This window comes from Nocardioides sp. (assembly GCF_044226765.1).
In the GTDB taxonomy this organism is placed as follows: Bacteria; Actinomycetota; Actinomycetes; order Propionibacteriales; family Nocardioidaceae; genus Nocardioides.
Genome location: NZ_JBGAGJ010000013.1, coordinates 76,231 through 101,057, shown reverse-complemented (window position 1 = coordinate 101,057; position 24,827 = coordinate 76,231). Strand labels below are relative to the sequence as shown.

26 protein-coding genes and 1 tRNA gene are annotated in these 24,827 nt (G+C 72.8%); 13 read left to right on the top strand and 14 right to left on the bottom strand.

Features of this window, described 5'->3' with window-relative positions; translation table 11 throughout:
* Window positions 1-121: 121 nt before the first annotated feature.
* Window positions 122-1,237 carry an NDMA-dependent alcohol dehydrogenase gene (locus ACILRH_RS20750; RefSeq protein WP_395695973.1) on the bottom strand — a complete coding sequence of 372 codons (1,116 nt, stop codon included), beginning with the start codon at window positions 1,235-1,237 and terminating at the stop codon, window positions 122-124.
* 509 nt (window positions 1,238-1,746) lie between these two features.
* Between ACILRH_RS20750 and ACILRH_RS20745 the strand changes: the two genes are divergently transcribed.
* Both ACILRH_RS20745 and ACILRH_RS20740 read left to right on the top strand, forming a co-directional pair.
* Entirely contained in the window at window positions 1,747-3,309 is a 1,563-nt protein-coding gene (locus ACILRH_RS20745; protein ID WP_395695972.1) for an MDR family MFS transporter, read from the top strand.
* Between the two features lies 1 nt (window position 3,310).
* The gene (locus ACILRH_RS20740; protein ID WP_395695971.1) at window positions 3,311-3,772 is read left to right on the top strand and encodes a MarR family winged helix-turn-helix transcriptional regulator; all 462 of its coding nucleotides are present in this window, start codon (window positions 3,311-3,313) and stop codon (window positions 3,770-3,772) included.
* Between the two features lie 4 nt (window positions 3,773-3,776).
* On the opposite strand, the gene ACILRH_RS20735 is transcribed toward ACILRH_RS20740, so the two are convergent.
* The 4 genes from ACILRH_RS20735 to ACILRH_RS20720 all read right to left on the bottom strand — a co-directional run bounded on the left by ACILRH_RS20735 (window position 3,777) and on the right by ACILRH_RS20720 (window position 8,633).
* Window positions 3,777-5,375 carry a glycoside hydrolase family 13 protein gene (locus tag ACILRH_RS20735; protein WP_395695970.1) on the bottom strand — a complete coding sequence of 533 codons (1,599 nt, stop codon included), beginning with the start codon at window positions 5,373-5,375 and terminating at the stop codon, window positions 3,777-3,779.
* Window positions 5,376-5,402: 27 nt separating this feature from the next.
* Entirely contained in the window at window positions 5,403-6,164 is a 762-nt protein-coding gene (locus ACILRH_RS20730; RefSeq protein ID WP_395695969.1) for a hypothetical protein, read from the bottom strand.
* Between the two features lie 50 nt (window positions 6,165-6,214).
* Window positions 6,215-7,189, bottom strand: coding sequence for a hypothetical protein (locus tag ACILRH_RS20725; RefSeq protein WP_395695968.1), 975 nt, complete (start codon window positions 7,187-7,189; stop codon window positions 6,215-6,217).
* 67 nt (window positions 7,190-7,256) lie between these two features.
* Complete coding sequence (locus ACILRH_RS20720) at window positions 7,257-8,633, bottom strand: cryptochrome/photolyase family protein (protein ID WP_395695967.1); 1,377 nt, start codon at window positions 8,631-8,633, stop codon at window positions 7,257-7,259.
* 47 nt (window positions 8,634-8,680) lie between these two features.
* On the opposite strand from ACILRH_RS20720, the gene ACILRH_RS20715 reads away from it, so the two are divergent.
* A complete protein-coding gene (locus ACILRH_RS20715) occupies window positions 8,681-9,367 on the top strand; it encodes a metal-dependent transcriptional regulator (protein WP_395695966.1) in 687 nt (228 codons plus the stop codon).
* Here the strand turns inward: ACILRH_RS20715 and ACILRH_RS20710 are convergent.
* The gene (locus tag ACILRH_RS20710) at window positions 9,354-10,172 is read right to left on the bottom strand and encodes an NAD-dependent protein deacetylase (RefSeq protein WP_395695965.1); all 819 of its coding nucleotides are present in this window, start codon (window positions 10,170-10,172) and stop codon (window positions 9,354-9,356) included. The two genes, ACILRH_RS20715 and ACILRH_RS20710, sit on opposite strands and share 14 nt — an antisense overlap.
* Entirely contained in the window at window positions 10,169-10,438 is a 270-nt protein-coding gene (locus tag ACILRH_RS20705) for a DUF2277 domain-containing protein (protein ID WP_395695964.1), read from the bottom strand. Before ACILRH_RS20705 ends, ACILRH_RS20710 begins: the two co-directional genes overlap by 4 nt.
* Before the next feature lie 43 nt (window positions 10,439-10,481).
* Here ACILRH_RS20705 and ACILRH_RS20700 point away from each other — a divergent pair, with 43 nt between their 5' ends.
* The 3 genes from ACILRH_RS20700 to ACILRH_RS20690 all read left to right on the top strand — a co-directional run bounded on the left by ACILRH_RS20700 (window position 10,482) and on the right by ACILRH_RS20690 (window position 13,052).
* Window positions 10,482-11,681, top strand: coding sequence for a saccharopine dehydrogenase family protein (locus ACILRH_RS20700; RefSeq protein WP_395695963.1), 1,200 nt, complete (start codon window positions 10,482-10,484; stop codon window positions 11,679-11,681).
* A 59-nt stretch (window positions 11,682-11,740) separates the two neighbouring features.
* Entirely contained in the window at window positions 11,741-12,757 is a 1,017-nt protein-coding gene (locus tag ACILRH_RS20695; protein ID WP_395695962.1) for a DUF4331 family protein, read from the top strand.
* 73 nt (window positions 12,758-12,830) lie between these two features.
* Entirely contained in the window at window positions 12,831-13,052 is a 222-nt protein-coding gene (locus ACILRH_RS20690; RefSeq protein ID WP_395695961.1) for a hypothetical protein, read from the top strand.
* Between the two features lie 41 nt (window positions 13,053-13,093).
* Here the strand turns inward: ACILRH_RS20690 and ACILRH_RS20685 are convergent, their stop codons facing one another.
* The 3 genes from ACILRH_RS20685 to ACILRH_RS20675 all read right to left on the bottom strand — a co-directional run bounded on the left by ACILRH_RS20685 (window position 13,094) and on the right by ACILRH_RS20675 (window position 14,919).
* Window positions 13,094-13,705: a calcium-binding protein gene (locus ACILRH_RS20685; RefSeq protein WP_395695960.1), complete on the bottom strand. Its 612-nt coding sequence runs from the start codon at window positions 13,703-13,705 to the stop codon at window positions 13,094-13,096.
* A gap of 88 nt (window positions 13,706-13,793) precedes the next feature.
* Entirely contained in the window at window positions 13,794-14,735 is a 942-nt protein-coding gene (locus tag ACILRH_RS20680; protein WP_395695959.1) for a calcium-binding protein, read from the bottom strand.
* Window positions 14,736-14,846: 111 nt separating this feature from the next.
* Window positions 14,847-14,919: transfer RNA gene (locus ACILRH_RS20675), tRNA-Arg, on the bottom strand.
* Window positions 14,920-15,091: 172 nt separating this feature from the next.
* Between ACILRH_RS20675 and ACILRH_RS20670 the strand changes: the two genes are divergently transcribed.
* The gene (locus tag ACILRH_RS20670) at window positions 15,092-16,285 is read left to right on the top strand and encodes an LCP family protein (RefSeq protein ID WP_395695958.1); all 1,194 of its coding nucleotides are present in this window, start codon (window positions 15,092-15,094) and stop codon (window positions 16,283-16,285) included.
* Window positions 16,282-16,458, top strand: a complete 177-nt coding sequence (locus ACILRH_RS20665) for a hypothetical protein (RefSeq protein WP_395695957.1) — start codon at window positions 16,282-16,284, stop codon at window positions 16,456-16,458. Before ACILRH_RS20670 ends, ACILRH_RS20665 begins: the two co-directional genes overlap by 4 nt.
* Window positions 16,459-16,467: 9 nt before the next feature.
* Here ACILRH_RS20665 and ACILRH_RS20660 read toward each other — a convergent pair whose 3' ends face one another.
* From ACILRH_RS20660 to ACILRH_RS20650, 3 genes are all read right to left on the bottom strand, one after another.
* On the bottom strand, window positions 16,468-16,845 hold the full coding sequence (locus ACILRH_RS20660; protein ID WP_395695956.1) for an MscL family protein: 378 nt from the start codon (window positions 16,843-16,845) through the stop codon (window positions 16,468-16,470).
* A gap of 9 nt (window positions 16,846-16,854) precedes the next feature.
* Entirely contained in the window at window positions 16,855-17,484 is a 630-nt protein-coding gene (locus tag ACILRH_RS20655) for an SAF domain-containing protein (RefSeq protein ID WP_395695955.1), read from the bottom strand.
* Between the two features lie 74 nt (window positions 17,485-17,558).
* Entirely contained in the window at window positions 17,559-17,870 is a 312-nt protein-coding gene (locus ACILRH_RS20650; RefSeq protein ID WP_395695954.1) for an FmdB family zinc ribbon protein, read from the bottom strand.
* Between the two features lie 76 nt (window positions 17,871-17,946).
* Here ACILRH_RS20650 and ACILRH_RS20645 point away from each other — a divergent pair, with 76 nt between their 5' ends.
* Window positions 17,947-20,538, top strand: coding sequence for a penicillin acylase family protein (locus ACILRH_RS20645; RefSeq protein ID WP_395695953.1), 2,592 nt, complete (start codon window positions 17,947-17,949; stop codon window positions 20,536-20,538).
* Between the two features lie 96 nt (window positions 20,539-20,634).
* On the opposite strand, the gene ACILRH_RS20640 is transcribed toward ACILRH_RS20645, so the two are convergent.
* A complete protein-coding gene (locus tag ACILRH_RS20640; RefSeq protein ID WP_395696010.1) occupies window positions 20,635-21,210 on the bottom strand; it encodes a 5-formyltetrahydrofolate cyclo-ligase in 576 nt (191 codons plus the stop codon).
* 32 nt (window positions 21,211-21,242) lie between these two features.
* On the opposite strand from ACILRH_RS20640, the gene ACILRH_RS20635 reads away from it, so the two are divergent.
* Genes ACILRH_RS20635 through ACILRH_RS20620 form a run of 4 tightly spaced genes read left to right on the top strand, consistent with a single transcriptional unit; the run spans window position 21,243 to window position 24,826 of the window.
* Window positions 21,243-22,625 (top strand): UTP--glucose-1-phosphate uridylyltransferase, encoded by a 1,383-nt coding sequence (locus tag ACILRH_RS20635; RefSeq protein WP_395695952.1) that lies wholly within the window; start codon window positions 21,243-21,245, stop codon window positions 22,623-22,625.
* Window positions 22,618-23,862 carry a gephyrin-like molybdotransferase Glp gene (gene glp / locus ACILRH_RS20630; protein WP_395695951.1) on the top strand — a complete coding sequence of 415 codons (1,245 nt, stop codon included), beginning with the start codon at window positions 22,618-22,620 and terminating at the stop codon, window positions 23,860-23,862. Before ACILRH_RS20635 ends, glp begins: the two co-directional genes overlap by 8 nt.
* The gene (gene moaC / locus ACILRH_RS20625; RefSeq protein ID WP_395695950.1) at window positions 23,862-24,353 is read left to right on the top strand and encodes a cyclic pyranopterin monophosphate synthase MoaC; all 492 of its coding nucleotides are present in this window, start codon (window positions 23,862-23,864) and stop codon (window positions 24,351-24,353) included. The genes glp and moaC overlap by 1 nt, the downstream gene beginning before the upstream one ends.
* Window positions 24,350-24,826 (top strand): molybdenum cofactor biosynthesis protein B, encoded by a 477-nt coding sequence (locus ACILRH_RS20620; RefSeq protein WP_395695949.1) that lies wholly within the window; start codon window positions 24,350-24,352, stop codon window positions 24,824-24,826. Before moaC ends, ACILRH_RS20620 begins: the two co-directional genes overlap by 4 nt.
* Window position 24,827: the final 1 nt, after the last annotated feature.

Sequence of the window (24,827 nt, the reverse complement as noted above, 5' to 3'; positions counted from 1 at the left end):
GGGTGTGCGCGCCGCCGCAGGTTCACCATGGGACCTGGGCGAACCCGCACTTCCCCCGATGTGCTCGCCGTGGGAAGTGCAGGTTCGGCTGCAGACCATGGTGAACCTGCAGGGGCGGGCGTCAGTAGACGATCACCCCGCGCAGGTTGGTGCCGGCGTGCATGTCCTCGTAGCCCAGCGCCACCTCGTCGAGCTTGTAGGTTCGGGTGACCAGCTCGTCGAGCTTGAGGTGGCCCTCGGCGTAGAGGCGCAGCAGCGTGAGGATGTCGGTCTTGGGGTTCGACGCCCCGAACAGCGAGCCCTGGATCCGCTTCTGGAACAACGTGATGTCGGCGAGCGAGATCGGGGCGCCGACGTCGGCGATGTTGCCGAGGCCGGTGACGACGACGGTGCCCGCCTTGCGGATCGCGCCCATCGCCTGGCCGAGGTGCTCGCCCTTGGTGACCCCGACGGTGACGATCGCCGAGTCCGCGCCCTGGCCGTTCGTGACCGACTGGGCGAGCTCGGTCGCCTCCTCGATCGAGGCGACGGCGTGGGTGGCGCCGAGCTCCAGCGCCTTGGTGCGCTTGAACTCCACCGGGTCGACGGCGATCACCATCGAGGCGCCGGCGAACGCCGCCCCCTGGACCGCGTTGATGCCGATGCCGCCGACGCCCATGACCACGACGACGTCGCCGGGGCGTACGTCGGCGGAGTTGATCGCCGAGCCCCAGCCGGTGCCGACGCCGCAGCCGACGAGGCACGCCTTGTCCAGCGGCACCTCGTCCGGCACCTTCACCGCCGAGTCGACGGCCACCGTGGTGACCTCGGCGAAGGTGGAGATGCCGCACATCTGGCCGACCGGCTGGCCCTCGTGGGTGAGCCGGAAGCTGGTCGCGTCGTCCCACCGCGAGCCGTTGAGGAGGGTCGCGCCGAGGTCGCAGAGGTTCTGCATGCCGCGCGAGCACCAGGTGCACCGCCCGCAGGAGGGCAGGAAGGAGAACACCACGTGGTCACCCTCCGACCAGCCCGGCGTGTGCGGCCCGACGGCGGTGACGACGCCGGCGCCCTCGTGCCCGCCGCAGAACGGGTAGACGCCGACCGGGATGTCGCCGGTCGCGATGTGGTCGTCGGAGTGGCAGAGCCCGGAGGCCGTCATCTGGACCTGCAGCTCTCCCTGCCGCGGGTCGTCGACCTCGAGGTCGACCACCTCGTAGGTGCCGGGTGCCTGCTTGATGACCGCGCCGCGTGTGTGCATGGTTCCTCCTCGAGAACGAACGGGTGACCTCCGTCACGCCACCGTCCGCCCTGCCCCGTTGGCTTTAGGTTGGCCCGCCCTCCCGGGTCGGGCCGCGACCGTCCCTCCGGGACCTCGTTTAATCCCTTGAACGCCCCGGCGTGCCGACCTAGCGTGTTCGCACACGGGAAAGGAGGTGGTCCGAGGAATGATTTCTTCATGGACGCGTGAGGTGGCTGCTCGCTAGCAGCCCACTGGCATCACCCGGGGTGGAACCACTCCGGGACGGCTGCTGGTGAATCCCAGGCAGTCACCCGACCCGCAGGCGATCCGGGACCACGTCCCCCGGAGCGGGCTCCGTCCGGAGTCCACGCCTGCGGGTCGTCCCATGTCCGGGTGAGGTACGTCGCATCGGTTGCCCTCGGCAACCAGTTCGGAATAAAGTTGTCGTCGTCAACCTTGTACCCGTCGTGAATCGAGCTCTCGTGACCCAGGCGCCCCCGGCCCCTCCCACCGAGGAGGCCGCACCGATGACGCACCGCCAGATCATGGAGGCCCTCAGCGGGCTGCTGCTGGCGATGTTCGTCGCGATGCTGTCGAGCACCGTCGTCACCAACGCCCTCCCGCGCATCGTCAGCGATCTCCACGGCAGCCAGACCGGCTACACCTGGGTCGTCGTCGCGACCATGCTCGCGATGACCGTGACGACCCCGATCTGGGGCAAGCTTTCGGACCTGTTCAGCAAGAAGCTGCTGGTGCAGCTCGCGCTGGTCGTCTACATCGGCGGCTCGCTGATCGCGGCCTTCGCGCCCTCGATGGAGGTCCTGATCGGGGCCCGCGTCGTGCAGGGCATCGGGGTCGGCGGCCTCACGGCGCTGGTCCAGGTCGTGATCGCGACGATGATCGCCCCGCGTGAGCGCGGGCGCTACTCCGGCTACCTCGGGGCGACCTTCGCGCTCGCCACGGTGAGCGGACCGCTGATCGGTGGCGTCGTCGTCGACTCCGCGCTCGGCTGGCGCGGCTGCTTCTTCATCGGCCTGCCGTTCGCGCTCGTCGCGTTCGTGCTGCTCCAGAAGACCCTGCACCTGCCGGTGGTCAAGCGCCCGGTGCACATCGACTACCTCGGCGCCACCCTGCTGGTCGCTGGCGTCTCCACCCTGCTCATCTGGGTCAGCCTGGCCGGCAACCAGTTCGCCTGGGCCTCCACCACCACCGCCGGCCTGGTCGTCCTCGGGACCGTCCTGCTCGCCGCGGCCGTCTACGTCGAGGCCCGGGTCGCGACCGAGCCGGTCATCCCGCTGCGCCTGTTCAAGGACCGCACCATGACCCTCGCGACCATCGCCTCGGTGATGATCGGCGTGGCCATGTTCGGCTCGACGGTCTACCTCAGCCAGTACTTCCAGACCGCGCGCGGCATGACCCCGACCGAGGCCGGGCTGATGTCGATCGCGATGGTCGGCGGTCTGTTCCTCTCCAGCCTCCTGACCGGTCGGATCATCAGCGACACCGGCCGGTGGAAGCGCTTCCTCGTCGGCGGCATGGTGCTCGTCGTGGTCGGCCTGACGCTGCTCGGCACGATCGACGAGACCACGAACCTGGCCGTCATCGGCGCGTTCATGGCGATCCTGGGCGTCGGCCTCGGAGCAACCATGCAGAACCTCGTGCTCTCGGTGCAGAACAACGTCACCATGTCCGACATGGGTTCCGCCAGCTCCGTGGTCGCGTTCTTCCGCACCCTCGGCGGCTCGATCGGCGTGTCCGTCCTGGGCGCCCTGCTCAGCCACCAGGTCGCCCAGCGGGTCACCACCGGGTACGTCGCCGCGGGCCGTCCGCCGACGTTCTCGGCCGACAGCCACGCCGTGCCGGACGTGCCGGCGCTGCCCGGCTGGGAGCGGGCGGTCTGGGAGGCGGCGTTCGGTGAGTCCTTCGGCCACATCTTCCTGGTCGCGGTGCCCTTCGCCCTGGTGGCCCTGGTCTGCGTGATGCTCATCCACGAGGTCCCGCTGCGGACGACGAACCTCGAGGCCGAGGCCGAGGCCTCGCCGGAGGTCGCCGCCGAGCTGCACCACGCGATCGTGACGAGCGAGCGCTGAGATGAGCACGCGGACGCGCATCCCCCGCGACGAGCTGCTGGGCGGTCTCGAGCAGGAGGTCGGCGTGATGATCCGGCGCATCCGCCGGGTGATCGCCGAGCGTGCGCACGCCGTGCACCCCGAGCTGCAGTCCTCGTCGTACCTGATGCTGACCTGGCTGGACCAGCACGGCCCGCAGCGCGCGTCGGCGATGGCCGACGCGTTCAGCATCGACAAGGGCGCGATCAGCCGGCAGGTGCAGCACCTGGTCGACCTCGGCCTGGTCGACCGGGCGCCGGACCCCGCGGACGGTCGGGCGACGCTGGTGTCGGTCAGCGAGCAGGCGTCGGCCCGGATGGCCGCGGTGGCCGGCGAGCGGCGGCGCTGGCTCGACGACCGCCTGCGGGACTGGTCCGAGGAGGACCTGACGGCGGTCGTCGAGCTCCTGGGCCGCTACAACGCTGCGCTCGACGAGCGCGCCTGAGCGGCTACTGCAGCCAGACCGCGGTGTCGGCGGGCAGGGTCGCCCCCACCGCGCCGCTCGCCATCAGCACCTCGCCCGCGGGCAGGTCGACCGGCTCGGCGCCGCAGTTCAGCACCACGGTGACCGCGTCGCGCCGGAACGCCACGACGTCGGCACCGAGGTCGAGCATCTCGATCTCGTCGCCCGAGGTGGTCGCGAAGGTGCGCCGGGCCGCCAGGGCCGCGCGGTAGAAGCTCAGCGTCGACCCGGGGTCGCCCTCCTGGGCCGCCACGGTGAGCGCGGCCCACTCGGTCGGCTGCGGGATCCACGGCTGACCGGCGGTGGGTCCGAAGCCGAACGGCGGCTCGTCCCCGCTCCACGGGATCGGCACCCGGCAGCCGTCGCGGCCGGGCTCACCGGTGCGCAGCCAGAACGGGTCCTGGCGGAACTCGGGCGCGACGTCGACCTGCTCCAGGCCGAGCTCCTCGCCCTGGTAGAGGTACGCCGAGCCGGGCAGGGCCAGCATCACCAGGGTGGCCGCCTTGGCCCGCGCCAGCCCGGTCGCGCCACCGCCGTAGCGGGACACGTGCCGGTCGACGTCGTGGTTGGAGAGCACCCAGGTGGGCGACCCGTGGACGGCCTCGGTGGCCGCGAGCGTCCCGGTGATCACCTCGGTGAACTCCGAGGCCGACCACGGCGCGAGCAGCCACGCGAAGTTGAACGCCTGGCTCATCTCGTCCTCGCGGATGTAGCGGGCCATCGACTCCGGGGACTGCGTCCAGGCCTCCGCGACCAGCATCCGGTCGCCGTCGTACTTGCTCAGCACCTCGTGCCAGCGGCGGTAGACGTCGTGGACCTCGGGCTGGTCCCACATCGGCTCGTCACGCTCGGTGCGCTCGACCAGCGGGACGTCGGCGAGGTCACGCGCGTCGCTGCTGGCGGTCTTCCCGTGCTCGACGACCTGGTCCCGCAGGGACTCCTCCTTGAGCAGGCCGTGGGCGACGTCGACCCGGAAGCCGTCGGCACCGCGGTCGAGCCAGAACCGGAGCACGTCGACGAACATGTCGCCGACCTCCGGGTTGCGCCAGTCGAGGTCGGGCTGGCTGGAGTCGAAGAGGTGGAGGTACCACTGGCCGTCCTCGACCTGCGTCCACGCAGGGCCGCCGAAGACCGACATCCAGTTGTTGGGCGGGCCGTCCTCGCTGTCGCGGAAGAGGTAGCGGGCGCGCTCCGGGCTGCCGGGACCGGCGGCGAGCGCCGCCTGGAACCAGGCGTGGTCGCTCGAGGTGTGGTTGGGGACGAGGTCGACGATCACCTTGAGCCCGAGCTCGTGCGCGCGCTCCAGCAGCTCGTCCGCGTCGCCCAGGGTGCCGAACAGCGGGTCGATGTCGAAGTAGTCGGCGACGTCGTAGCCGTGGTCCTTCTGCGGGGAGGTGTAGGAGGGCGAGATCCAGACCGCGTCGACGCCGAGGTCGCGCAGGTAGGGCAGCCGCGAGGTGATGCCGGGCACGTCCCCGACCCCGTCGCCGTTGCCGTCGGCGAAGCTGCGCGGGTAGATCTGGTAGGTCACCGCGTGGCGCCACCACTCCTGGCCGTGGACGTGGATTGGATCGTTCAAAACCATGGGGGACATCCTAAGGTCGAGCGCGGGTCAGGCGAAGTCGGCCGGGTTCACGGCGACCCACAGGTGCTCGGCGCGGGCGACGACGCGGCCGTCGGGGTCGTAGATCGCCGACGCCGTCCGGGTCTTGCGGCCCTCGCTGCCGCGGGCCAGCCCGACCACGACGTGCTCCTCGCCGACCGCCGGGAGGGCGTCGATCTGGGCGGTCATCCGGGCGAGCACCATCAGCCGCTCGTCGAGGTCGCCCGCCCACCCGCCGACGCAGTCGAGGGCGGCCCAGGTGACGGGGACAGTCGCGCGCTGGGTGCCCTCGGTGTCGCGGTAGCCCTCGGCGACGCTCGGGTCGGGGGTCCAGGTCGCCGCGGTCCGGGCCGCGCCGTCCTGGTCGGTCACCCGGCCCGGGAAGATCCGCAGCCCGTCGCCGGGCTCGCGGCCGGTGCCGCAGGCGAAGCAGGTCGGGAACGGGTGGAACAGGTGCCCGGCGTACGACGCCTCCGCCGCCCGGGCCTCCTCCGCCGGGACGGGCTCGACGACCGCCACCTCCTCGGCGTTGACGTGGGCCGTCGCGACCGCCTCCTCGCCGTCCATCGCCTGCAGCGAGTCGTCGGACGGCACCACCGGCATCGCGACGTCGAGCGGCGGAGGACGCAGCAGCGAGACCGTGACCGCGGGCCAGGGCTCGGCGTGGTCGGAGGCCAGCGCCAGGAGCGCGGCCAGCGCTCCGGCCGTCCAGCCGCCGTTGCCGCTGGAGGGCGGGCCGCAGAACCGGTGCGGCACGAACAGCTCGGTCATCGGCGACGTCTCCTCGGGTGTGAAGGCCTCACGCTGGCACGCGGACCGGCTCAGGTCCACCCCGGCGCGGCGCGGTGCGCACCCCAGGCACCGAGCGCGGCGACCAGCAGGAGCAGGACCACGTTGTGCCCGTACTTCTCGGCCGTGCTCACCTCGCCGATGGGCGTGGCGAGGAAGCCGGAGGTCGCTCCCGCGAGGAGGGCGCCGGTGGCCAGGGCCAGCACGTGCGCCTGGCCCCAGTCGCCCCGGTGCGACAGCCTCCAGACGGTGACCACGGCACCCGCGGCCAGCAGGACGACGAGCGTGGTGCCGAGCCGGCTCGGCGGGATCGTCCCCCAGGCCACCACGGCGAGGTACGACGCCACGGTGACGACGAGCGGTCGGGGGACCGCCCCCGGCACGATGAGCGCCGGTCGCCGCCCGACGACCACCGCCGCCACCACCAGGGCGAGCGCCGCGACCGCCGAGCCGAGCAGCTGGCCCCAGGTGGCGGTGGCCTCGCCGGTGTCATAGGCGTCCCACATCACCAGGGCGCTGGCCGCGAGATAGAGCAGGGCGACGACCACCACCGTGACCGGACCGAGCCACGGCTCGGTCCGGCGGCGCGGGGCCAGGGTCTCCACGACGGCCACGGGGGAGCAGATGCTGAGCATGACGTGGTTGCCCACGAACAGCACCGCGAGGTAGATGCTCAACCCGATCGGCGCCACGAAGGTGGGCACCGACATGTCCTGCCAGTAGGGGATGTCGCGGTAGTCGGTGCTCCACATCGACTGGTCCACGAACCCGGCCTCGACCACGCCGAACGCCGCCGCCATCAGCACGATCCCGGGCCACCCCAGCCCGAGGCGGCGGGCCGCCTCGCGGACGAGCAGCGCCGGCGCGCCGTACAGCGGGGAGAACACGACCAGGTTGCCGACGAGCGTGGCGGGGTGGCCGGTGCTGTCGTCGTACCCCCAGAGGTACTCCGCGCAGACCGGCGCCAGGACGAAGAGCCCGAGGGCGGGCCACCAGGCGGTGCGCACCCCTCGACGCTAGGGACCGGTCCGCGCCCGCGGAACGGACCGGGGTAGGGACCGGGCCCTACCAAAGTCAGCGGATCTGCTCCCAGCGGTCCAGCGCCTCGCGACGCTCGGCGGCGTGGTCGACCATCGGTGCCGGGTAGCCGGCCGCCTCCCGGTCCTCGGGGCTGGGGTCGTGCGGGTCGGCGACGTCGGCCAGCTCGGGCACCCAGCGGCGCACGTAGGTCCCGCGCGGGTCGAACTTGCGCCCCTGGCTGGTCGGGTTGAAGACCCGGAAGTACGGCGCGGCGTCGACGCCGCTGCCGGCCGCCCACTGCCAGTTCTGCTGGTTGGAGGCGAGGTCGGCGTCCGCCAGCCAGTGCATGAAGTGCCGGGCACCGTGCTGCCACTCCAGGTGCAGGTCCTTGACCAGGAAGCTGGCCACGACCATCCGGACCCGGTTGTGCATCCAGCCCTCACCACGCAGCTGGCGCATCCCGGCGTCGACGACCGGGAACCCGGTGCGGCCCTCCCGCCAGGCCTCGAGCCGGTCGTCGGGCTCGTCGTAGCGCATCCTCGCGTACTCGGGCCGGAGGTACTCCCGCGCCGTCTCCGGTCGCGCGAAGAGCACGTCGGCGAAGAACTCGCGCCAGGCCAGCTCCTTGCGGTAGGTCGCGGCGCCGTCGCTGCGCAGCCGGGCCAGGTCCGCGAGCAGGGTGCGCGGGTGGATCTCGCCCCACTTGAGGTGCACCGACATCCGCGAGGTGGTGTCGAGGTCGGGGCGGTCGCGCTCGCCGTCGTAGTCGCCCACCCGGTCCAGGAACTCCGCCCACCGGCGCCGGGCGACCGCCTCGCCCGCCTCGGGCAGCTCGAGATCGGCCGGCAGCCTCGGGTCCGGGACGTCGGTGGTGTCCCGGTCCAGGTGCAGCCAGTCGACGTCACGCGGGTCGTCGGCCGGCCCCCGCCAGCCGTGCTCGGCCCACGCGCGCTGGAACGGCGAGTAGACCTTGTAGGGGGCACCGCTGCCGTTGGTCACCCGGCCCGGGGCGACGGCGTACGGCGACCCGGTGCGCACCAGCTCGATCCCGTGCTCGGCGAGCGCCTCCTCGACCGCCTGGTCGCGCCGGTGGCCGTACGGCGCGTAGTCGGCCGCGACGTGGACCCGCTCGGCACCGACCTCCCGCGCGGCCAGCACCACCCGGCGTACCGGGTCGCCGCGCACCACCGAGAGCCGCCCGCCGTGCTCGCGCAGCGAGCCGTCCAGCGCGCGGAGCGAGGCGCCGAGGTAGGCGCGCCGGGCCGGGCCCGCGGGCCCCCACAGCGCGGGGTCGAGCACGAAGAGGGGCAGGACCGGCCCGTCGGCCGCCGCCTCGAGCAGGGCGGGGTTGTCGCCCAGCCGCAGGTCGCGCCGGAACCACAGGACGGAGGGCGTGCCGGGCGTCGTCTGCTGCGTCGTTGTCCGAGCCATCTCTGCCAGCCTGCCACCCCGGAGGTCGATGGGACAGAATGGCCGACGTGAGCGACCTGATCGACACGACCGAGATGTACCTCCGGACCATCTACGAGCTGGTCGAGGAGGGCATCGTGCCGCTGCGCGCGCGGATCGCGGAGCGGCTGCACCAGAGCGGGCCGACGGTGTCCCAGACCGTCGCCCGGATGGAGCGCGACGGGCTGCTCACCGTCCAGGGCGACCGGCACCTCGAGCTGACCGACGACGGCCTGCGCCTGGCCACCCGGGTGATGCGCAAGCACCGGCTGGCCGAGCGGCTGCTCACCGACGTCATCGGCCTGGACTGGGAGCTCGTGCACGACGAGGCCTGCCGCTGGGAGCACGTGATGTCGGAGACCGTCGAGCGCCGGCTGCTCCAGCTGCTCGACCACCCGACCGAGTCGCCCTACGGCAACCCGATCCCGGGGCTCGACGAGCTCGGCGAGGTCGAGGTCGGCGAGCAGTTCATGGAGGGGGTCGAGCCGCTCTCGAGCGCCGCCGGCGCCGACGAGGGCCGGGTCCTGGTGCGCCGGATCTCCGAGGAGATGCAGAAGGACGAGGCCCTGATGAGCGCCCTGCGCCGGGTCGGCGCCCTGCCCGACAAGACGATCACGGTCGTCACCACGCAGGCGGGCGTCCTGGTCGGCTCCGCCGGGGAGACCGCCGAGATCTTCCCCGAGGCGGCCGACCACATCTTCGTCAAGAGGCTCTAGCGCCCCGCCGCGCCGCCACGAGCGCGCCGAGGAACTCGGAGCAGCCGGTCTCGAGCTTGTACGTCGCCAGCTCGTCGCCCCGCGTCGGACCCCGGTTGACGATGACGACCGGGACCCCCTCGCGCGCCGCCCGGCGCACGAACCGGAACCCCGACATCACGGTCAGGCTCGACCCCGCGACCAGCAGCGCGCCACCGTCGCCGGCGAGGGCGTCGACGGCGGCGTAGCAACGCTCGACCCGAGGCGCGGGGACGTTCTCGCCGAAGAACACGACGTCCGGCTTCAGCACCCCGCCGCAGTCCTCGCAGCCGGGCACGACGAACCCGGCGGTCTCGTCGAGGTCGACGTCGCCGTCGGGGCGCACCGCCACGTCGGCGTACCGCTCGGCGAAGCCGGGGTTGGCGGCGCTCAGCCGGGCCTGGAGCGCGGCGCGCGAGGAGGTGGCCCGGCAGGCGAGGCAGACGACGTCGGCGATCCGGCCGTGCAGGGCGACGACCCGTGCGGAGCCGGCGCGCTCGTGCAGGCCGTCGACGTTCTGGGTGATGAGCAGCTCGGGGTCGAGCTCGGCGAGCGCGAGGTGGCCCGGGTTCGGCTCGGCGTGCCGCATCCGGCCCCAGCCGAGGTGGCTGCGCGCCCAGTAGCGCTGCTGGGCGGCCGGTCCGGACACGAACTCCTGGTAGGTCATCGGCGTCCGGGCCGGCGAGCCCGGCCCGCGGTAGTCGGGGATCCCGGAGTCGGTCGACAGGCCGGCCCCGGTGAGCACGACCAGCGGCCGACCGGCCAGCAGGCCGAGCGGCTCGGTCAACGGGCGTACCGCAGCTCGGCCCGGGCGCGGGCCTTGGCGGCCTCGACGTCGCGGTTCTTCGGCGGGGCCGTGGTGACCAGGTCCTCGAGAAGGTGCTGGGTGATGTGCGCGACCTCGCGCACCGCGCGGTCGAACGCCTCCTGGTTGGCCTGGCTGGGCTTCGTCGTGCCGCTCACCTTGCGGACGTACTGGAGGGCGGCCGCCGCGACCTCGTCGCTGGTGGCCGGCGGCTCGAAGTTGTTGAGCGGGCGGATGTTCCGGCACATGCCCCCGAGCGTACGTCGTGGAGCGACCTGCCAGCATGGGCTCATGCCCAGCCACCAGCCCAGCGGCCGGCCCAGCGGCCAGCGCGACCACGACATCGTCCTCTTCGGCGCGACCGGGTTCACCGGCGGCCTGACCGCCGAGTACCTCCTGCGTCACGGGCCCGCGGGGCTGCGGTGGGCGCTGGCCGGACGCAACGCCGAGAAGCTCGAGGCCGTGCGCAGCCGGCTGGCCGCGATCGACCCGGCGGCGGCCGACCTGCCGCTGCTGCACGCCGACGCCACCGACGCCGCCTCGCTGGCCGACGTCGCCGCGTCGACCCGCGTCGTGATCACCACGGTCGGGCCCTACCTCGAGCACGGGGAGCCGCTCGTCGCGGCCTGCGCCGAGGCCGGCACCGACTACGTCGACCTCACCGGCGAGCCGGAGTTCGTCGACCGGATGTACCTCGCGCACCACGCCACCGCCGAGCGCACCGGCGCCCGGATCGTGCACGCGTGCGGGTTCGACTCCATCCCGCACGACCTCGGTGCGCTCTACACCGTGCAGCAGCTGGCCGCCTCCGGTCCGGTGCGGGTCCGTGGCGTCGTGCGCTCCGGCGGCACGTTCTCGGGCGGCACCTTCCACTCCGCCCTCGGCCAGTTCTCGCGGGCCCGGCAGATGCGGGCCGCGATGCAGGAGCGGCGCCGGGTCGAGCCACGCCCGGAGGGCCGGCGGTCCCGGGCCATCGGCGGCAAGCCGCACCGCGACGACGTCCTCGGCTACTGGCTGGTGCCGCTGCCCACGATCGACCCGTTCGTCGTCGCGCGCAGCGGCGCCGCGCTGGCGTCGTACGGGCCGGACTTCGGCTACTCCCACTACGCCGGCACCAAGACGCTCCGGTACGCCGTGGGCGGGGTCGTCGGGGCCGGTCTGGTCTTCGGCGCCGCCCAGGTGCCGCCGCTGCGCAGCTTCCTGCTCCGCAAGGTGCCGCAGGGCGAGGGGCCCGACGAGCGGCGCCGGTCGAAGTCGTGGTTCCACGTGGACTTCATCGGGGAGGGCGACGGCCGCACCGTGCACACCCGGGTCAGCGGCGGTGACCCCGGCTACGACGAGACCGCGAAGATGCTGGCCGAGTCCGCGCTGAGCCTGGCGCTCGACGACAACCCGCCGTCGGCCGGCCAGGTCACCACCGCCCAGGCGATGGGGGACAACCTGATCGCCCGGCTGCAGGCCGCCGGGATCCGGTTCGAGGTCGTCGACTAGAGGGCTCGTCGACCGGGCCGCGGAGCCGCTACCGTCGTCGGGACGGAGGGAGTGCCGCGATGTCGAACCACTTCACCGGGCTGAGTCTCGGACCACCACTGGGCGACCAGCGCCTGGACCTGTGCGACCTGTACGCCTTCCAGGCGCCCGGCGACCCGACCCGGACCGTGCTCATCCTGAACGCGAACCCCCAGGCGGACGCGCTCCACCCGGACGCCGTCTACCGCCTGGGGATCGACAACGACGGCGACCTCCTCGACGACGTCGCGATCAGCTTCGTGTTCGCGCCGCCGGTCGACGGCGCCCAGTCCTACGACGTCCACGTCGCCACGGGGGCCGAGGCGCGCTCCGCCGAGCCCGTCGGCACGAAGGTCGTCGCCGGAGCCCGGGCCTCGTTCGGCCCGGAGCCCGAGATCGTCAGCGCCGACGGCTGGACGTTCTCCGCGGGCGCCCGCAGCGACGCGTTCTTCTTCGACTTCGACGGGATCAAGAACCTCTTCGACATCCGGGGCAACCGGAACTTCACCGCTCCCCGGTTCGGCGGCGAGGCGCCGTGGACCGGCATCGACTCCAACGCGGAGGCCAACGTGTTCTCGATGGCGGTCGAGGCCCCCACGGAAGCACTGCTCGGCGGTGGCCGCGAGCTGCACGTCTGGGGACGGTGCAGCGTGCGACGCGACGGGCGCCTGGTCCACGTCGACCGGGCCGGGCACCCCTCGGTGAGCAGCTTCTTCAACACCGACGAGACCAAGGAGGAGTACAACGCGAGCGAGCCGGTGCACGACCGCGAGCGGTGGACCGACCTCTTCGTCCACCTGATGGGGCACACCGGCGGCTACACCCGCGAGGAGGCGGTCGCCGCCATCGAGGCCGAGGGCCTGCTCCCCGACGTGCTGACCTTCGACCCCACGAGGCCGGCTCGCTACCCGAACGGCCGGGTCTTCACCGACGACGTCATCGACCACCGGCTGCAGTTCCTGTCCAAGGGTGACGTCCCGCCACCGGGTCTGGCGCCCCACCAGGACACCCTCGAGGTGTTCCCCTACCTCGGACACCCGCACCCGACGTCGGGGTAGACGGGGACCCCGAACGACCCCTTCGGGTGAGTTTGTCGTCGTTCGGCCTCGGTCACGGAGAGGAATGACCACCGTGCCCGACGTCCACCGCCTGCGGGACCTCTTCGAGGTCCGCCGGGGACCGGTGGCCGACGCGCTGGTGGACGTGGTCGGCATCCCGCGCAGCGCCGTCGAGGACGTGCTCGCCGAGGCGGGCCTCGACCCGCTGGTCCCGGCCGCTGCCGTCACCGACGCCGAGATCGGCCGACTGCGCGGCAGCCTGGTCGCCGTGCCCGAGCCGCGCCGGACCGGCTAGGCCGGAGCGACGCGGCCCGCGGGCCGGCGTACGTGAGGGGCTCAGCCCTGGGCGACCCGGTCGTGGCCCTTGCCCGCGTGGATGGCGTCGTAGCCGGGGCCACCGCGCAGCCAGTCGTTGCCGGGGCCGCCCCACATCCGGTCGTTGCCCTTGGCGCCGTTCACGAAGTCGGCGCCGGCGCCGCCGAGCACGACGTCGTTGCCGGCGTCGGTGAGCACCCAGAGGCGGAAGCGGTGCGGCAGGGTGCTGCCGTCGGTGTAGTCGTTGCCGAGGCGCGGCCAGACCTGCACGAACATCTGCTTGTGGTGGAAGGCCTTGGGGATGGTGCACACCGCCGAGATCCCGGTCTTGACCTGCTCACGCCGGCAGCTGTGCTCGGGGAGCCGGACCTTGGACGTGCGGGTGTCGCGGTAGCGCAGCGCGTCGAGGCGCTCGACGTACTTGATCCGCAGGTGGCTGGAGTGCTTGCCCGAGATGTACACGTAGCCGTACTTCGACTTCCGGATGATCGCCTCGTGCCCGATGCCGGAGACGCCGGCGTCGCCGGGTCCGAGCATCAGCGGCGGGTGACCGGCCACGGCCGGGCCCGCGGCGACCGTGAGGCCGCCGACGAGGACGAGGAAAAGCGTGGTGACGATGCCGAACAGGCGCATCAGGGAGGTCCCTCCAGGTGACGACAATCGGGCTCGACACTAGGGGGGCCCGGCCGAGGAGGCCAATCTCCGAGCCCGCGGTGTCTAGCTACCGGACGGCCCGGAAGGCGGCCCAGCGGGGCTGCTGGACGACCTCGACGACGCAGTCGCGGACGAAGTCGAGCGGGTCGACCTGGTTGATGTAGGTGAGCAGGCCCGGAGCCTGCTGGCCGTCGTCGAGCGAGCAGTAGATCTTGTCCTTCACGCCGTCGTCGTAGGCGATCACGTGGTTGTCGCCCTCCTCCGCGTAGACGCGGTCGGCCCCGTCGCCCGGGTAGATCGTGTCGTCCCCGGGGTCGCCGGTGACCTGGTCGTCGCCCGGCCCGGCGTCGAGGACGTCGTCGCCGTCGCCGCCGTCGAGCTCGTCGTCGCCGGCGTCGCCGTACACCTGGTCGGTGCCGTCCGAGCCGGAGACGTGGTCGTCGCCCTCGCCGCCGGTCAGCTCGTCGTCGCCGGCCGCCCCCATCACCTCGTCGGTGCCCGGGCCGCCGGTACCCGTGTCGTCACCCGGGCCCAACATCAGGAAGTTGGTGCCCGCGCCCGCGTCGACCACGTCGTTCCCGCCTCCGCCGAGGACCTCGTCGTTGCCTTCGCCCCCGGTCGCCTGGTCGTTGCCGGGGCCGAGGTTCGCGTCGTTGGCGCCGGCGCCCATGTCCACCACGTCGTTGCCGCCGCCGCCGATGACGCTGTCGTCACCCTCGCCGCCCGACCCTTGGTCGTTCCCGGGACCGAGGTTCAGGTCGTCGCTCCCGCTACCGCCGACCACCTGGTCGTCCCCGCCTCCGCCGATCACCTTGTCGTCCCCGCCGCGGGCGGCGACACGGTCGTTGCCGCCCCGCGCGTCGATGGTGTCGGCCTGGGCCGTGCCGTGCAGGTTGTTGGCGCCGTTGTCGCCGGTGATGGTCGCGGCGGCGGCGGCCGCCGGGACGGCCAGGACCGCCAGTGTCGCCAGTCCGGCCGCGGTTGACTTCCCGAGAGAGACACGTCGCATGCAGGCGATCGTAACTTCGCGATCGCTCTGTGGTCGGCGATCGACCGCAATCGGCATTCGTGCAGCCACCGAGGTGGGGAGCGTCGCCCGCTCCTCGAGCGGGGTCGTGGGTGCCCCAGGCCAGAGTCGAACTGGCGACCTTTCGCTTAGGAGGCGGCTGCTCTATCCACTGAGCTACTGGGGCGGGGACGCCCGTGGGACGTCGGCGCACAGTGTGTCACGAGGGGCGGACGGGGTCCGCGCGCACCGGCCCCCTCCATACCGGCGTTTTGTTTATCCGCGCTGGTCACAGGGACACTTAAGGTTCGAGCCGTACCCTCGGCCGCGCCCCTGACCCCCGATCCCGAGGTTCGTCGATGTCCGACGCTGCGCCTGAGCGCGACGAGCGCGACTCGAGCGCGCCCAAGCGGCGGGGCAAGGTCCGCAAGCGGCACACCGTCGGCAAGGTGCTGCTCGCCAGCGTCCTGGTGATCGCGATGGTCAGCGGCCTCGGCACGATCTGGCTCTACCGCCACCTCAACGGCAACCTCAACGTGCTCGACGTGACCAGCCAGCTCGAGAACCGCCCGGACAAGGTGGACGTGGCCGGCCCCCAGGAGCCGCTGAACGTGCTGGTGATGGGCTCGGACAGCCGCGACTGCGCCGGCTGCAACATCGACAACCTCACCGGCGGCGGCCAGCGCTCCGACACCACGATCCTGTTCCACCTCTCGGCGGACCGGAAGCGCGCCTACGGCATCAGCGTCCCGCGCGACCTGATCGTCAACCGGCCCGACTGCAAAGCCAAGGACGGCTCCACGATCCCCGGCGGGGACGGTGTGATGTGGAACGAGGCGTTCAGCGTCGGCGGTCCGGCGTGCACGATCCAGCAGTTCGAGCAGCTCACCGGCATCCGGCTCGACCACTTCGTGGTCGTCAACTTCGAGGGCTTCCAGGGGATGGTCGACGCGATCGGTGGCGTCGAGGTGTGCATCCCCGAGCCGATCGTCGACCCGGCCCACGGCATCAACATCGAGGCCGGCACCCGCAAGATCAAGGGCAAGGAAGCCCTCAACTACGTCCGCGAGCGGTACGTCGTCGGCAACGGCTCCGACATCGGCCGGATGAAGCGCCAGCAGGCCTTCATCGCCTCGATGGCCCACCAGGTCGTCACTGCCGGCACCCTCGCCCGGCCCGACCACCTGGTCCGCTTCCTCGACTCCGCGACCAAGTCGCTCACCGTCGACAACGGCCTCGAGAACGTCGTGAAGATCGCCCAGCTCGGCATCCAGTTCAAGGACATCGGGCTGGACAACATCCAGTTCATCACCATCCCGAACATCCCCGACCCCGCCGACCCGAACCGCCTGGTGTGGAAGCAGCCGCAGGCCAAGCAGGTGTGGGAGAAGATCGCCAACGACGAGCCGCTGACCAAGCAGCTCAGCGACGACGTGATCAGCGCCGGCAACCTGCCGGGGTCGGGCTCCTCCTCGTCGTCGGGCAACGGCGGCAAGGGCAGCTCCTCCGAGGCCGACAAGCAGGCCCTGGAGGACGCCGGGCTGTGCACGTGAGCGAGCGACCCGAGACCGACTGGGAGCGGCGGAAGCGGCTCGCCGAGGTGTTCGGCGACGCCCTGCCCGAGACGACCCGGGACGAGCGCGACCCCGAGACCGCCCCGGCCGCCGACCGCTCCGCCCAGGAGAAGTGGCTGCAGGAGCAGGTGCCCCCGCACCACGGTTCCTGAGCGTGTCGCTCAGACCGTCGGCGGGGTCCTGCCCTGCTGCGCGGCGAGCAGGTCGCGGATCTCCTCGAGCAGCTGGACGTCCTCCGGGGTCCCCGGCTCGGGGCTGGGGAAGTAGCGCTCCTTGGCCACGGTGTACGGCTTCACGATGAGGAAGTAGACGACGGCCGCGATAATGACGAAGCTGATCACCGCCGTGATCCACGCGCCGACGAGCAGCCCGCCCGGAGTCCAGGCCGAGAAGTCCGGCTGACCGCCGACCTTCCCGATCAGGCCCATGATGAGGTCGACCGTGGCGGTCACGACCGCCGTGAACGCGAGCGCCATGATCAGCGCGACCGCCAGCTCGACCAGGTTGCCGCGGAGGATGAAGTTCTTGAATCCCGTCATACCGGCACGCTAGTCGCCGAACGTCACGGTGAGGAACGTGCGGACCGAGGCGTCCGCGATCCGGGCGGCCTCGGTCGGCAGCGCGCCGACCACGACCAACCGGCCGCCGAGCCCGGTGGCGGACAGGCCGCTGCTCGCGGGGTCCTCGCGGGGCAGCGCCAGCACCGGCACGTCCGCGGCCACGACGACGGCGGCGCCGCCCTCCGGGTCGGCGGAGACCAGGTCGACCTCGTCGCCGACCGCCAGCAGCGCCGCGACCCCCGCGTCGGGCAGCCGGACCGGGACCGCGACCAGCCCCGGGTAGCCGTCGGTCAGCGCCGGTCCGACCAGGCGTACGTCGGTCAGCGGCTCGCCCGCCCGCAACGGGGCCGCCAGCGTCCGGCCGACCGGGTCGGCGACCGCGCCCGAGGGCAGGGACCCCGGAGCGAACCCGACCGTGCGCAGGTCGTCCACCGTCAGCACCGCGCCCGACGGGAGGTCGCGCGCCGCGACGAGGACCGGCACGGTCGCCGGGGGAGCCGCGGTCGCGGCGTGCACGCCGGACGCGACGGCGAGGGCAGCCAGGAGGGCTGCCAGGACCCGGCGCCGGGCGAGCACGGCACGTCGTACGGGACGCAGGAGGGCGGCGAGACGGCGCATGCCGTGACGCTAGGCCGGATCAGCGGCCCGCGCGCCGGCCCTCCACAGGGGTCGGTCGGCGCGACCGTGTCAGGTCAGTCCGAGGAGCTCGACGCGGCGGCCGCCGGGGCCGGCTTCGAGTCGGTCTTGGTCTCGGTCTTCGTGTCGGCCTTGGTGTCGGCCTTGGTGTCGCTCGTGGCCTTGGCCGGGGTGTCCGTCGCCGACGAGCCCGAGCGGCTGTCGGTGCGGTAGAAGCCCGAGCCCTTGAACACGACGCCCACGGCGTTGAAGACCTTGCGCAGCCGGCCCGTGCACTCCGGGCACACGGTCAGCGCGTCGTCGGAGAAGCTCTGCACCTGCTCGAAGGCGTGGCCGCACTCGGTGCAGGCGTACTGGTAGGTGGGCACGGTTCTCCTTCGTGACTCGTCTGGCACTCGCCCCTGACGAGTGCCAATGGTACGACACGGCACAATGGCCGGCGACATGTCTGGCGGTTTCGGGTTCCGGAGGTGGCCGCGGGCCGCGCGGTGGGCGACGTACGTCGCCGCCGGGCTGGTCGTCCTCCTGGTCGCGACCGGGCTGACCGTCGTGCACCTGGTGCGCGAGCCGTTCCCCCAGACGACCGGCCGGCTCGACCTGCCGGGGCTGGACCACTCCGTGCAGGTCGTGCGCGACGACGCCGGCATCCCGCAGCTCTACGGCGACTCCGTCGAGGACCTGATGCGGGCGCAGGGCTACGTGCACGCCCAGGAGCGCTTCTTCGAGATGGACGTGCGGCGGCACGCGACCGCGGGGCGGCTCGCGGAGATGTTCGGCGAGGCCGGCCTGGAGAGCGACGAGATGGTGCGGACGATGGGCTGGCGCCGCGTCGCCGAGCGGGCGCTCGCGATCGTCTCGCCCTCGACTCGGGCGGCGTTGGAGGCGTACGCCGACGGGGTCAACGCCTACCTCGACACGCACACGCCGAGCCAGGTGGCGGTCGAGTACACCGTGCTCAACGCCGGCGGGCTGGACTACGAGCCGGAGGCGTGGACGCCGGTCGACTCGCTCGCCTGGCTCACGGCGATGGCCTGGGACCTGCGCGGCAACATGACCGACGAGATCGACCGGGTGCTCGCGCTGGCCGGGCACACCGCCCGCGAGGTGTCCGACCTCTACCCGCGCTACGACTACGCGGCTCACGAGCCGATCGTCGGCCAGGGCGCGGTGGTCGACGGGGTCTTCGAGCAGGACGCGACGGCGCCCGGCACGCGCAACCCGACCCGGCCGCCGACGTACGACGCGGGCATGCGGGCCGCGCTCGCCCGGCTGCGTGCCGGGGTGGAGCGGATGCCGGCGCTGCTCGGCCACGGCGACGGCCTCGGGAGCAACAGCTGGGTGGTCGACGGCGACCACACCGACACCGGCGCCCCGCTGCTCGCCAACGACCCGCACCTCGGCGTCTCGATGCCGGGGGTGTGGATGCAGATGGGGCTGCACTGCCGCACGGTCGACGAGGACTGCCCGCTCGACGTCGCCGGTTTCACCTTCTCCGGGGTGCCCGGGGTGGTGATCGGGCACAACGCCGACATCGCCTGGGGGTTCACCAACCTCGGCCCGGACGTCAGCGACCTCTACCTCGAGAAGGTGCGCGGCGACCGCTGGCTCTACGACGGCCGCTGGCGCCCGCTGCGGACCCGGACCGAGACCATCGAGGTCGACGGTGGTCCCGACCGCACGATCACGGTCCGCTCCACCGTGCACGGGCCGCTGCTCTCCGACGTCTCCGACGACGTCGCCGACGCCGGCGAGGACCCGCCGGGCGTCCCGGACGGGGAGTACGCCGTGGCGCTGCAGTGGACCGGCCTCCGGCCGACCGCCACCGCGGACGCGATCCTCGGCATCGACGCCGCGAGCGACTGGGACGAGTTCCGCGAGGCGGCGCGCTCGTTCGACGTCCCGGCCCAGAACCTGGTGTACGCCGACCGGCAGGGCCACATCGGCTACCAGGCGCCCGGCCTGGTGCCGATCCGCAAGTCCGGGAACGACGGGCTGCTGCCCAGCGCCGGCTGGCGGCCCGAGAACGACTGGAGCGGGCAGTTCGTCCCCTTCGACGGGCTGCCGGACGTGCTCGACCCCGACCGCGGGTTCCTCGTCACCGCCAACCAGGCGGTCACCGGGCCGGACTACCCCTACTTCCTCACCGACGACTGGGACCACGGCTACCGCTCGCAGCGGATCACCGACCTGCTCGAGCAGCGGCTCGACGGCGGTGGGCGGGTCTCGGTCGACGACATGCTCGACCTGCAGCTCGACGACCTGAACCCGGAGGCGGCCGACCTGACGCCGTACCTGCTCGACGTCGACCTGCCGCGCGGCTACTACTCCGCCGGCCAGCGGCAGCTGCGCGGCTGGGACTTCCACCAGGACGCCGACAGCGCCGGCGCGGCGTACTTCAACGCGGTCTGGCGCAACCTGCTCGCACTGACCTTCCACGACGACCTGCCCGAGGAGATCTGGCCCGACGGCGGCGACCGGTGGTTCGCGGTGGTGTCGCGCCTGCTGCGCGAGCCCGACAGCGCGTGGTGGGACGACAAGCTCACCACCGACGTCGACGAGACCCGCGACGACGTGCTGCGCCAGGCGATGCTCGACGCCCGCGACGAGCTCACCCACCGCCAGGCCCTCGACAGCGACGACTGGACGTGGGGGCACCTGCACCGGCTGGACCTGCACGACCCGACGCTGGGGGAGTCCGGCATCGGGCCGGTCGAGTGGCTGGTCAACCGCGACGGCTGGGAGGTCGGCGGCGGGTCGTCGGCGGTCGACGCGGCGGGCTGGGACGCGGCCGCGGGGTACGACGTCGTCAGCGCGCCCTCGATGCGGATGGTCGTCTCGCTGGCCGACTGGGACGACTCGCGCTGGATCAACCTCACCGGGGTCTCCGGGCACCCCTTCGACGACCACTACACCGACCAGACCGAGCTCTACGTCCGCGGCGAGACCCTCCCGTGGCCCTACACCTCCGGCGCCGTCGAGGCGGCCGGTGACGACGTCCTCACCCTGGAGCCCGCCCCCGCCCAGAACGGGGGTTGAGGTGCGAGCGGAGCGAGCCTCGACACCACCGTGCGACCGAGTGGTGGTCTCGAGGCTCAGGCGCCGGGGCGCCTTCGCACCTCGACCGCCGGGCACTCACCCCAGGCGGCGGACGCCGGACGGGGTGGCGGCCCAGCCCACCGGGCGGTCGTGCGGCTCGACGGGGACGTCGACGCCGACCTCCTCGTCGTAGAGCAGGGCGCAGGTGAAGGTGCCGACCGGCACCCGCCCCAGCGCCCGGTCGTAGGAGCCGCCGCCGCGGCCGAGCCGCATCCCGGTCGCGGACACCGCCAGCGCCGGCACCAGCACGACGTCGGCGGTCGCGATCGCGTCCGGGCTGAGCCGCTCGCCGACCGGCTCGAGCAGCCCGAGCCGGGCGCGGACCAGGTCGTCGGGCGAGCGGTACACCGCCCAGTCCAGGTCGCCGTCGGGCAGCAGGACCGGGAGGATCACCCGCTTGCCGGCGGCACGCAGCCCGTCGAGCAGCGGCCCGGTGCCGGGCTCGCCGTTCATCGAGACGTACGCCGCCACGGTGGCCGCCCGGCGCACGTCGACGGTCGCGAGCAGGTGCTCGGCGACGGCCCGGGCCGCCGTCCCGATCTCGGCGACGGAGCGCCGGTTCCGGGAGGTCAGCAGGCGGTCGCGCACCGCGATCTTCGCGGGCGATTGCATGGCCGTCACGGGGGAAGCCTACGATCGTGACCATGGGTAGTGCTGGCCTGATGAAGGCACGCGACAAGATGGCGGCCGCCGGGGTGGACGAGGTGGCGATCGAGACCTTCGCCCACTACTACCGACTGCTCGAGCACGGCGAGACCGGGATGATCCCGGAGTCCACGATCGACCCGGTCGACATGGAGTCGCTGGCCGACGTGGAGGTCTCCGACGAGGACGCCGCCGCCGCGATCCGCAGCACCGCCGTCATCAAGCTCAACGGCGGCCTGGGCACCTCGATGGGCATGGACCGCGCCAAGTCGCTGCTCTGCGTGCGCCGCGGCCTCTCCTTCCTCGACATCATCGCGCGCCAGGTGCTGCACCTGCGCACGCAGTACGACGCCACCTTGCCCATCATCTTCATGAACAGCTTCCGCACCTCGGCGGACACCTCCGCGGCCCTGGCGCGCTACGAGGACCTCCCGGTCGAGGGCCTGCCGCTGGAGTTCCTGCAGAACAGGGAGCCCAAGCTCCTCACCAAGGACCTCTCCCCGGTGAGCTGGCCCAAGGACCCCGACCTCGAGTGGTGCCCGCCCGGCCACGGCGACATCTACACCGCGCTGCGCGGCACCGGCCTGCTCGACCGCCTCATCGAGGCCGGCTACGAGCGGGTCTTCGTGTCCAACTCCGACAACCTCGGCGCGGTGCCCGACCCGCGGCTCGCCGGCTGGTTCGCCACCAGCGGCGCCCCGTTCGCGATCGAGGCCGTCCGCCGGACGCCCTCGGACCGCAAGGGGGGCCACTTCGCACGCCGGCGGACCGACGGCCGGATCGTGCTGCGCGAGACCGCGCAGACCCCGGACGCCGACCAGGCGGCGCTCGCCGACCTCGAGCGGCACCGCTACTGCTCGACCAACAACATCTGGTTCGACCTCGCCGCGATGAAGCACGCGCTCGACGTCCGCCAGGGCATCCTCGGCCTGCCGCTGATCCGCAACGTGAAGAACGTCGACCCCGGCGACAAGTCCTCGCCGGAGGTGGTCCAGGTCGAGACCGCGATGGGTGCGGCCGTCGAGGTCTTCGAGGCGTCCCGGCTGATCGAGGTCGGGCGTGACCGGTTCGTGCCGGTGAAGACCACCAACGACCTGCTCGTGCTGCGCTCCGACGTCTACGACATCGGCCAGGACTTCGTGCTCGACCAGGCGGCGGTCGAGGTCCCGTTCGTCGACCTCGACTCCGACTACTACAAGCTGGTCGGCGACTTCGACAAGCGGTTCCCCGACGGTGCGCCCTCCCTGCGCAAGGCCTCGTCCTTCAAGGTCTCCGGCGACTGGACCTTCGGCCACGGCGTGCAGGTGGTCGGCGACGTCGACCTCCAGGCCAGGGCCGCCCAGCGCGTCGCCGGCGACACCGTCCTCTCCTCTGATGGCTGAGGGCCGCACGGACGGCCTGGTCTCGGTCGAGAACCACCTGGCCCGGATCCTCGCGGCGATCGAGCCGCTGCCGGCGTACCCCCAGCCGCTGATGGAGACCCTCGGGCTCGCAGCCGCCGAGGACGTCGTCGCCTCGATCGACCTGCCCTCCTTCGACAACTCGGCGATGGACGGGTACGCCGTCCGGCACACCGACGTCGCGACGGCGAGCGACGAGGCCCCGGTGCACCTGCCCGTGGTGGGCGAGATCGGCGCCGGCCAGGCGCAGCTGCTCGCCCTGTCGCCGGGCACGGCCGTCAAGATCATGACCGGTGCGCCGATGCCGGCCGGGGCGGACACCGTCGTCCCCTACGAGTGGACCGACCGCGGGGTCGCCCAGGTGCGGATCGCGCGCACGCCGACCTTCGGGCAGCACGTGCGGACCGCCGGCGGCGACGTCCAGGTCGGCGACGTGCTGGTCTCCGAGGGCACCGTGCTCGGGCCGCGGCACCTCGGGCTGCTCGCCGCCGTCGGCCGCGCGAGCGTGCTGTCGCGTCCGCGGCCCCGGGTCGTCGTCATCTCCACCGGCTCCGAGCTGCGCGAGCCCGGCACCTCGCTGGGCCACGACTCGATCTTCGACGGCAACTCGTTCCTGCTGGCCGCGGCCGCGCGCCGCGCCGGGGCCATCGCCTACCGCGTCGGCATCGTGCCGGACGAGCCGCGCGCCTTCCTCGACGCGCTCGAGGACCAGCTGGTGCGCGCCGACGTCGTCGTCACCAGCGGTGGGGTGTCGCAGGGCGACTACGACGTGGTCAAGGAGGCGCTCGCCCCGCTGGGCACGGTCTGGTTCGGGGGCGTCGCGATGCAGCCGGGGAAGCCGCAGGGCTTCGGCCGGCTCGGCGAGGACGAGACGCCGATCTTCACGCTGCCGGGCAACCCGGTGTCGTCGTACGTGTCCTTCGAGATGTTCGTGCTCCCGGCGCTGCGCAAGATGATGGGCCTGACGCCGTACTCCCGCCCGGCCACGACGGCCCGGCTCACCCACGAGCTCCGCTCGCCCGACGGGCGTCGCCAGCTCGCGCGGGCGCAGTACGCCGTCGACGCGGCCGGTCCGGCGGTGACGCCGGTGGGCGGGCACGGTTCCCACCTGATCGGCGATCTGGCACAGTCCGACGCGCTGGTCGTCGTGCCGGAGGGCGTCTCGTCGGTGGCGGCCGGCGAGCAGGTCCAGGTCCTGAGGCTCGACGAGGAGTTCTGATGTCGGAACCGCCCGCCCGGCTCACCCACGTGGACGAGTCCGGCGCCGCGCGGATGGTCGACGTCTCGGGCAAGGACGTGACGGCGCGCACGGCGACCGCGTCGGGGCGGGTGCTGGTCGCGCCCGAGGTGGTCGCGCTGCTGCGGGGCGAGGGCGTGCCGAAGGGCGACGCCCTCGGCGTCGCGCGGGTCGCGGGGATCATGGCCGCCAAGCAGACCCCGTCCCTGGTGCCGCTGTGCCACCCGCTCGCGATCTCGGGCGTGACCGTCGACCTCACGCTCGCCGACGAGCCCGCACCCTGCGTCGAGATCGTCGCGACCGTCCGGACCACCGATCGCACCGGCGTCGAGATGGAGGCGCTCACCGCCGTCTCGGTCGCCGCCCTCACCGTCGTCGACATGGTCAAGGCCGTCGACAAGGGCGCGGTCATCACCGACGTCCGCGTGGAGACCAAGACCGGCGGGAAGTCCGGCGACTGGAGCCGGGCATGAGCCTGCGCGCCGAGGTCGTCGTCGCCTCCAACCGGGCCGCGGCCGGGGTCTACGAGGACACCACCGGCCCGCTCATCGTCGACTTCCTCCAGGAGCTCGGCTTCGCGGTCGACCCGCCCGTCGTCGTACCCGACGGCGAGCCGGTCGGCGCGGCGATCGCCGCCGCGGTCGAGGGTGGTGCGCGGGTCGTGCTCACGACCGGCGGCACCGGCCTGACCCCCACGGACAGCACGCCCGAGGTGACCCGGCCGCTGCTCGACCGCGAGGTGCCCGGCATCGCCGAGGCGATCCGCGCGTACGGCGTCGCGCAGGGTGTGCCGACCGCGGTGCTCTCCCGAGGCCTGGCGGGCGTGGTCGGGTCGTGCCTCGTCGTCAACCTGCCCGGCTCGCGCGGCGGCGTGAAGGACGGGCTGGCCGTGCTGCGCCCGGTGCTCGTGCACGCGGTGGAGCAGGTCGTGGGGAGCGACCATTGAG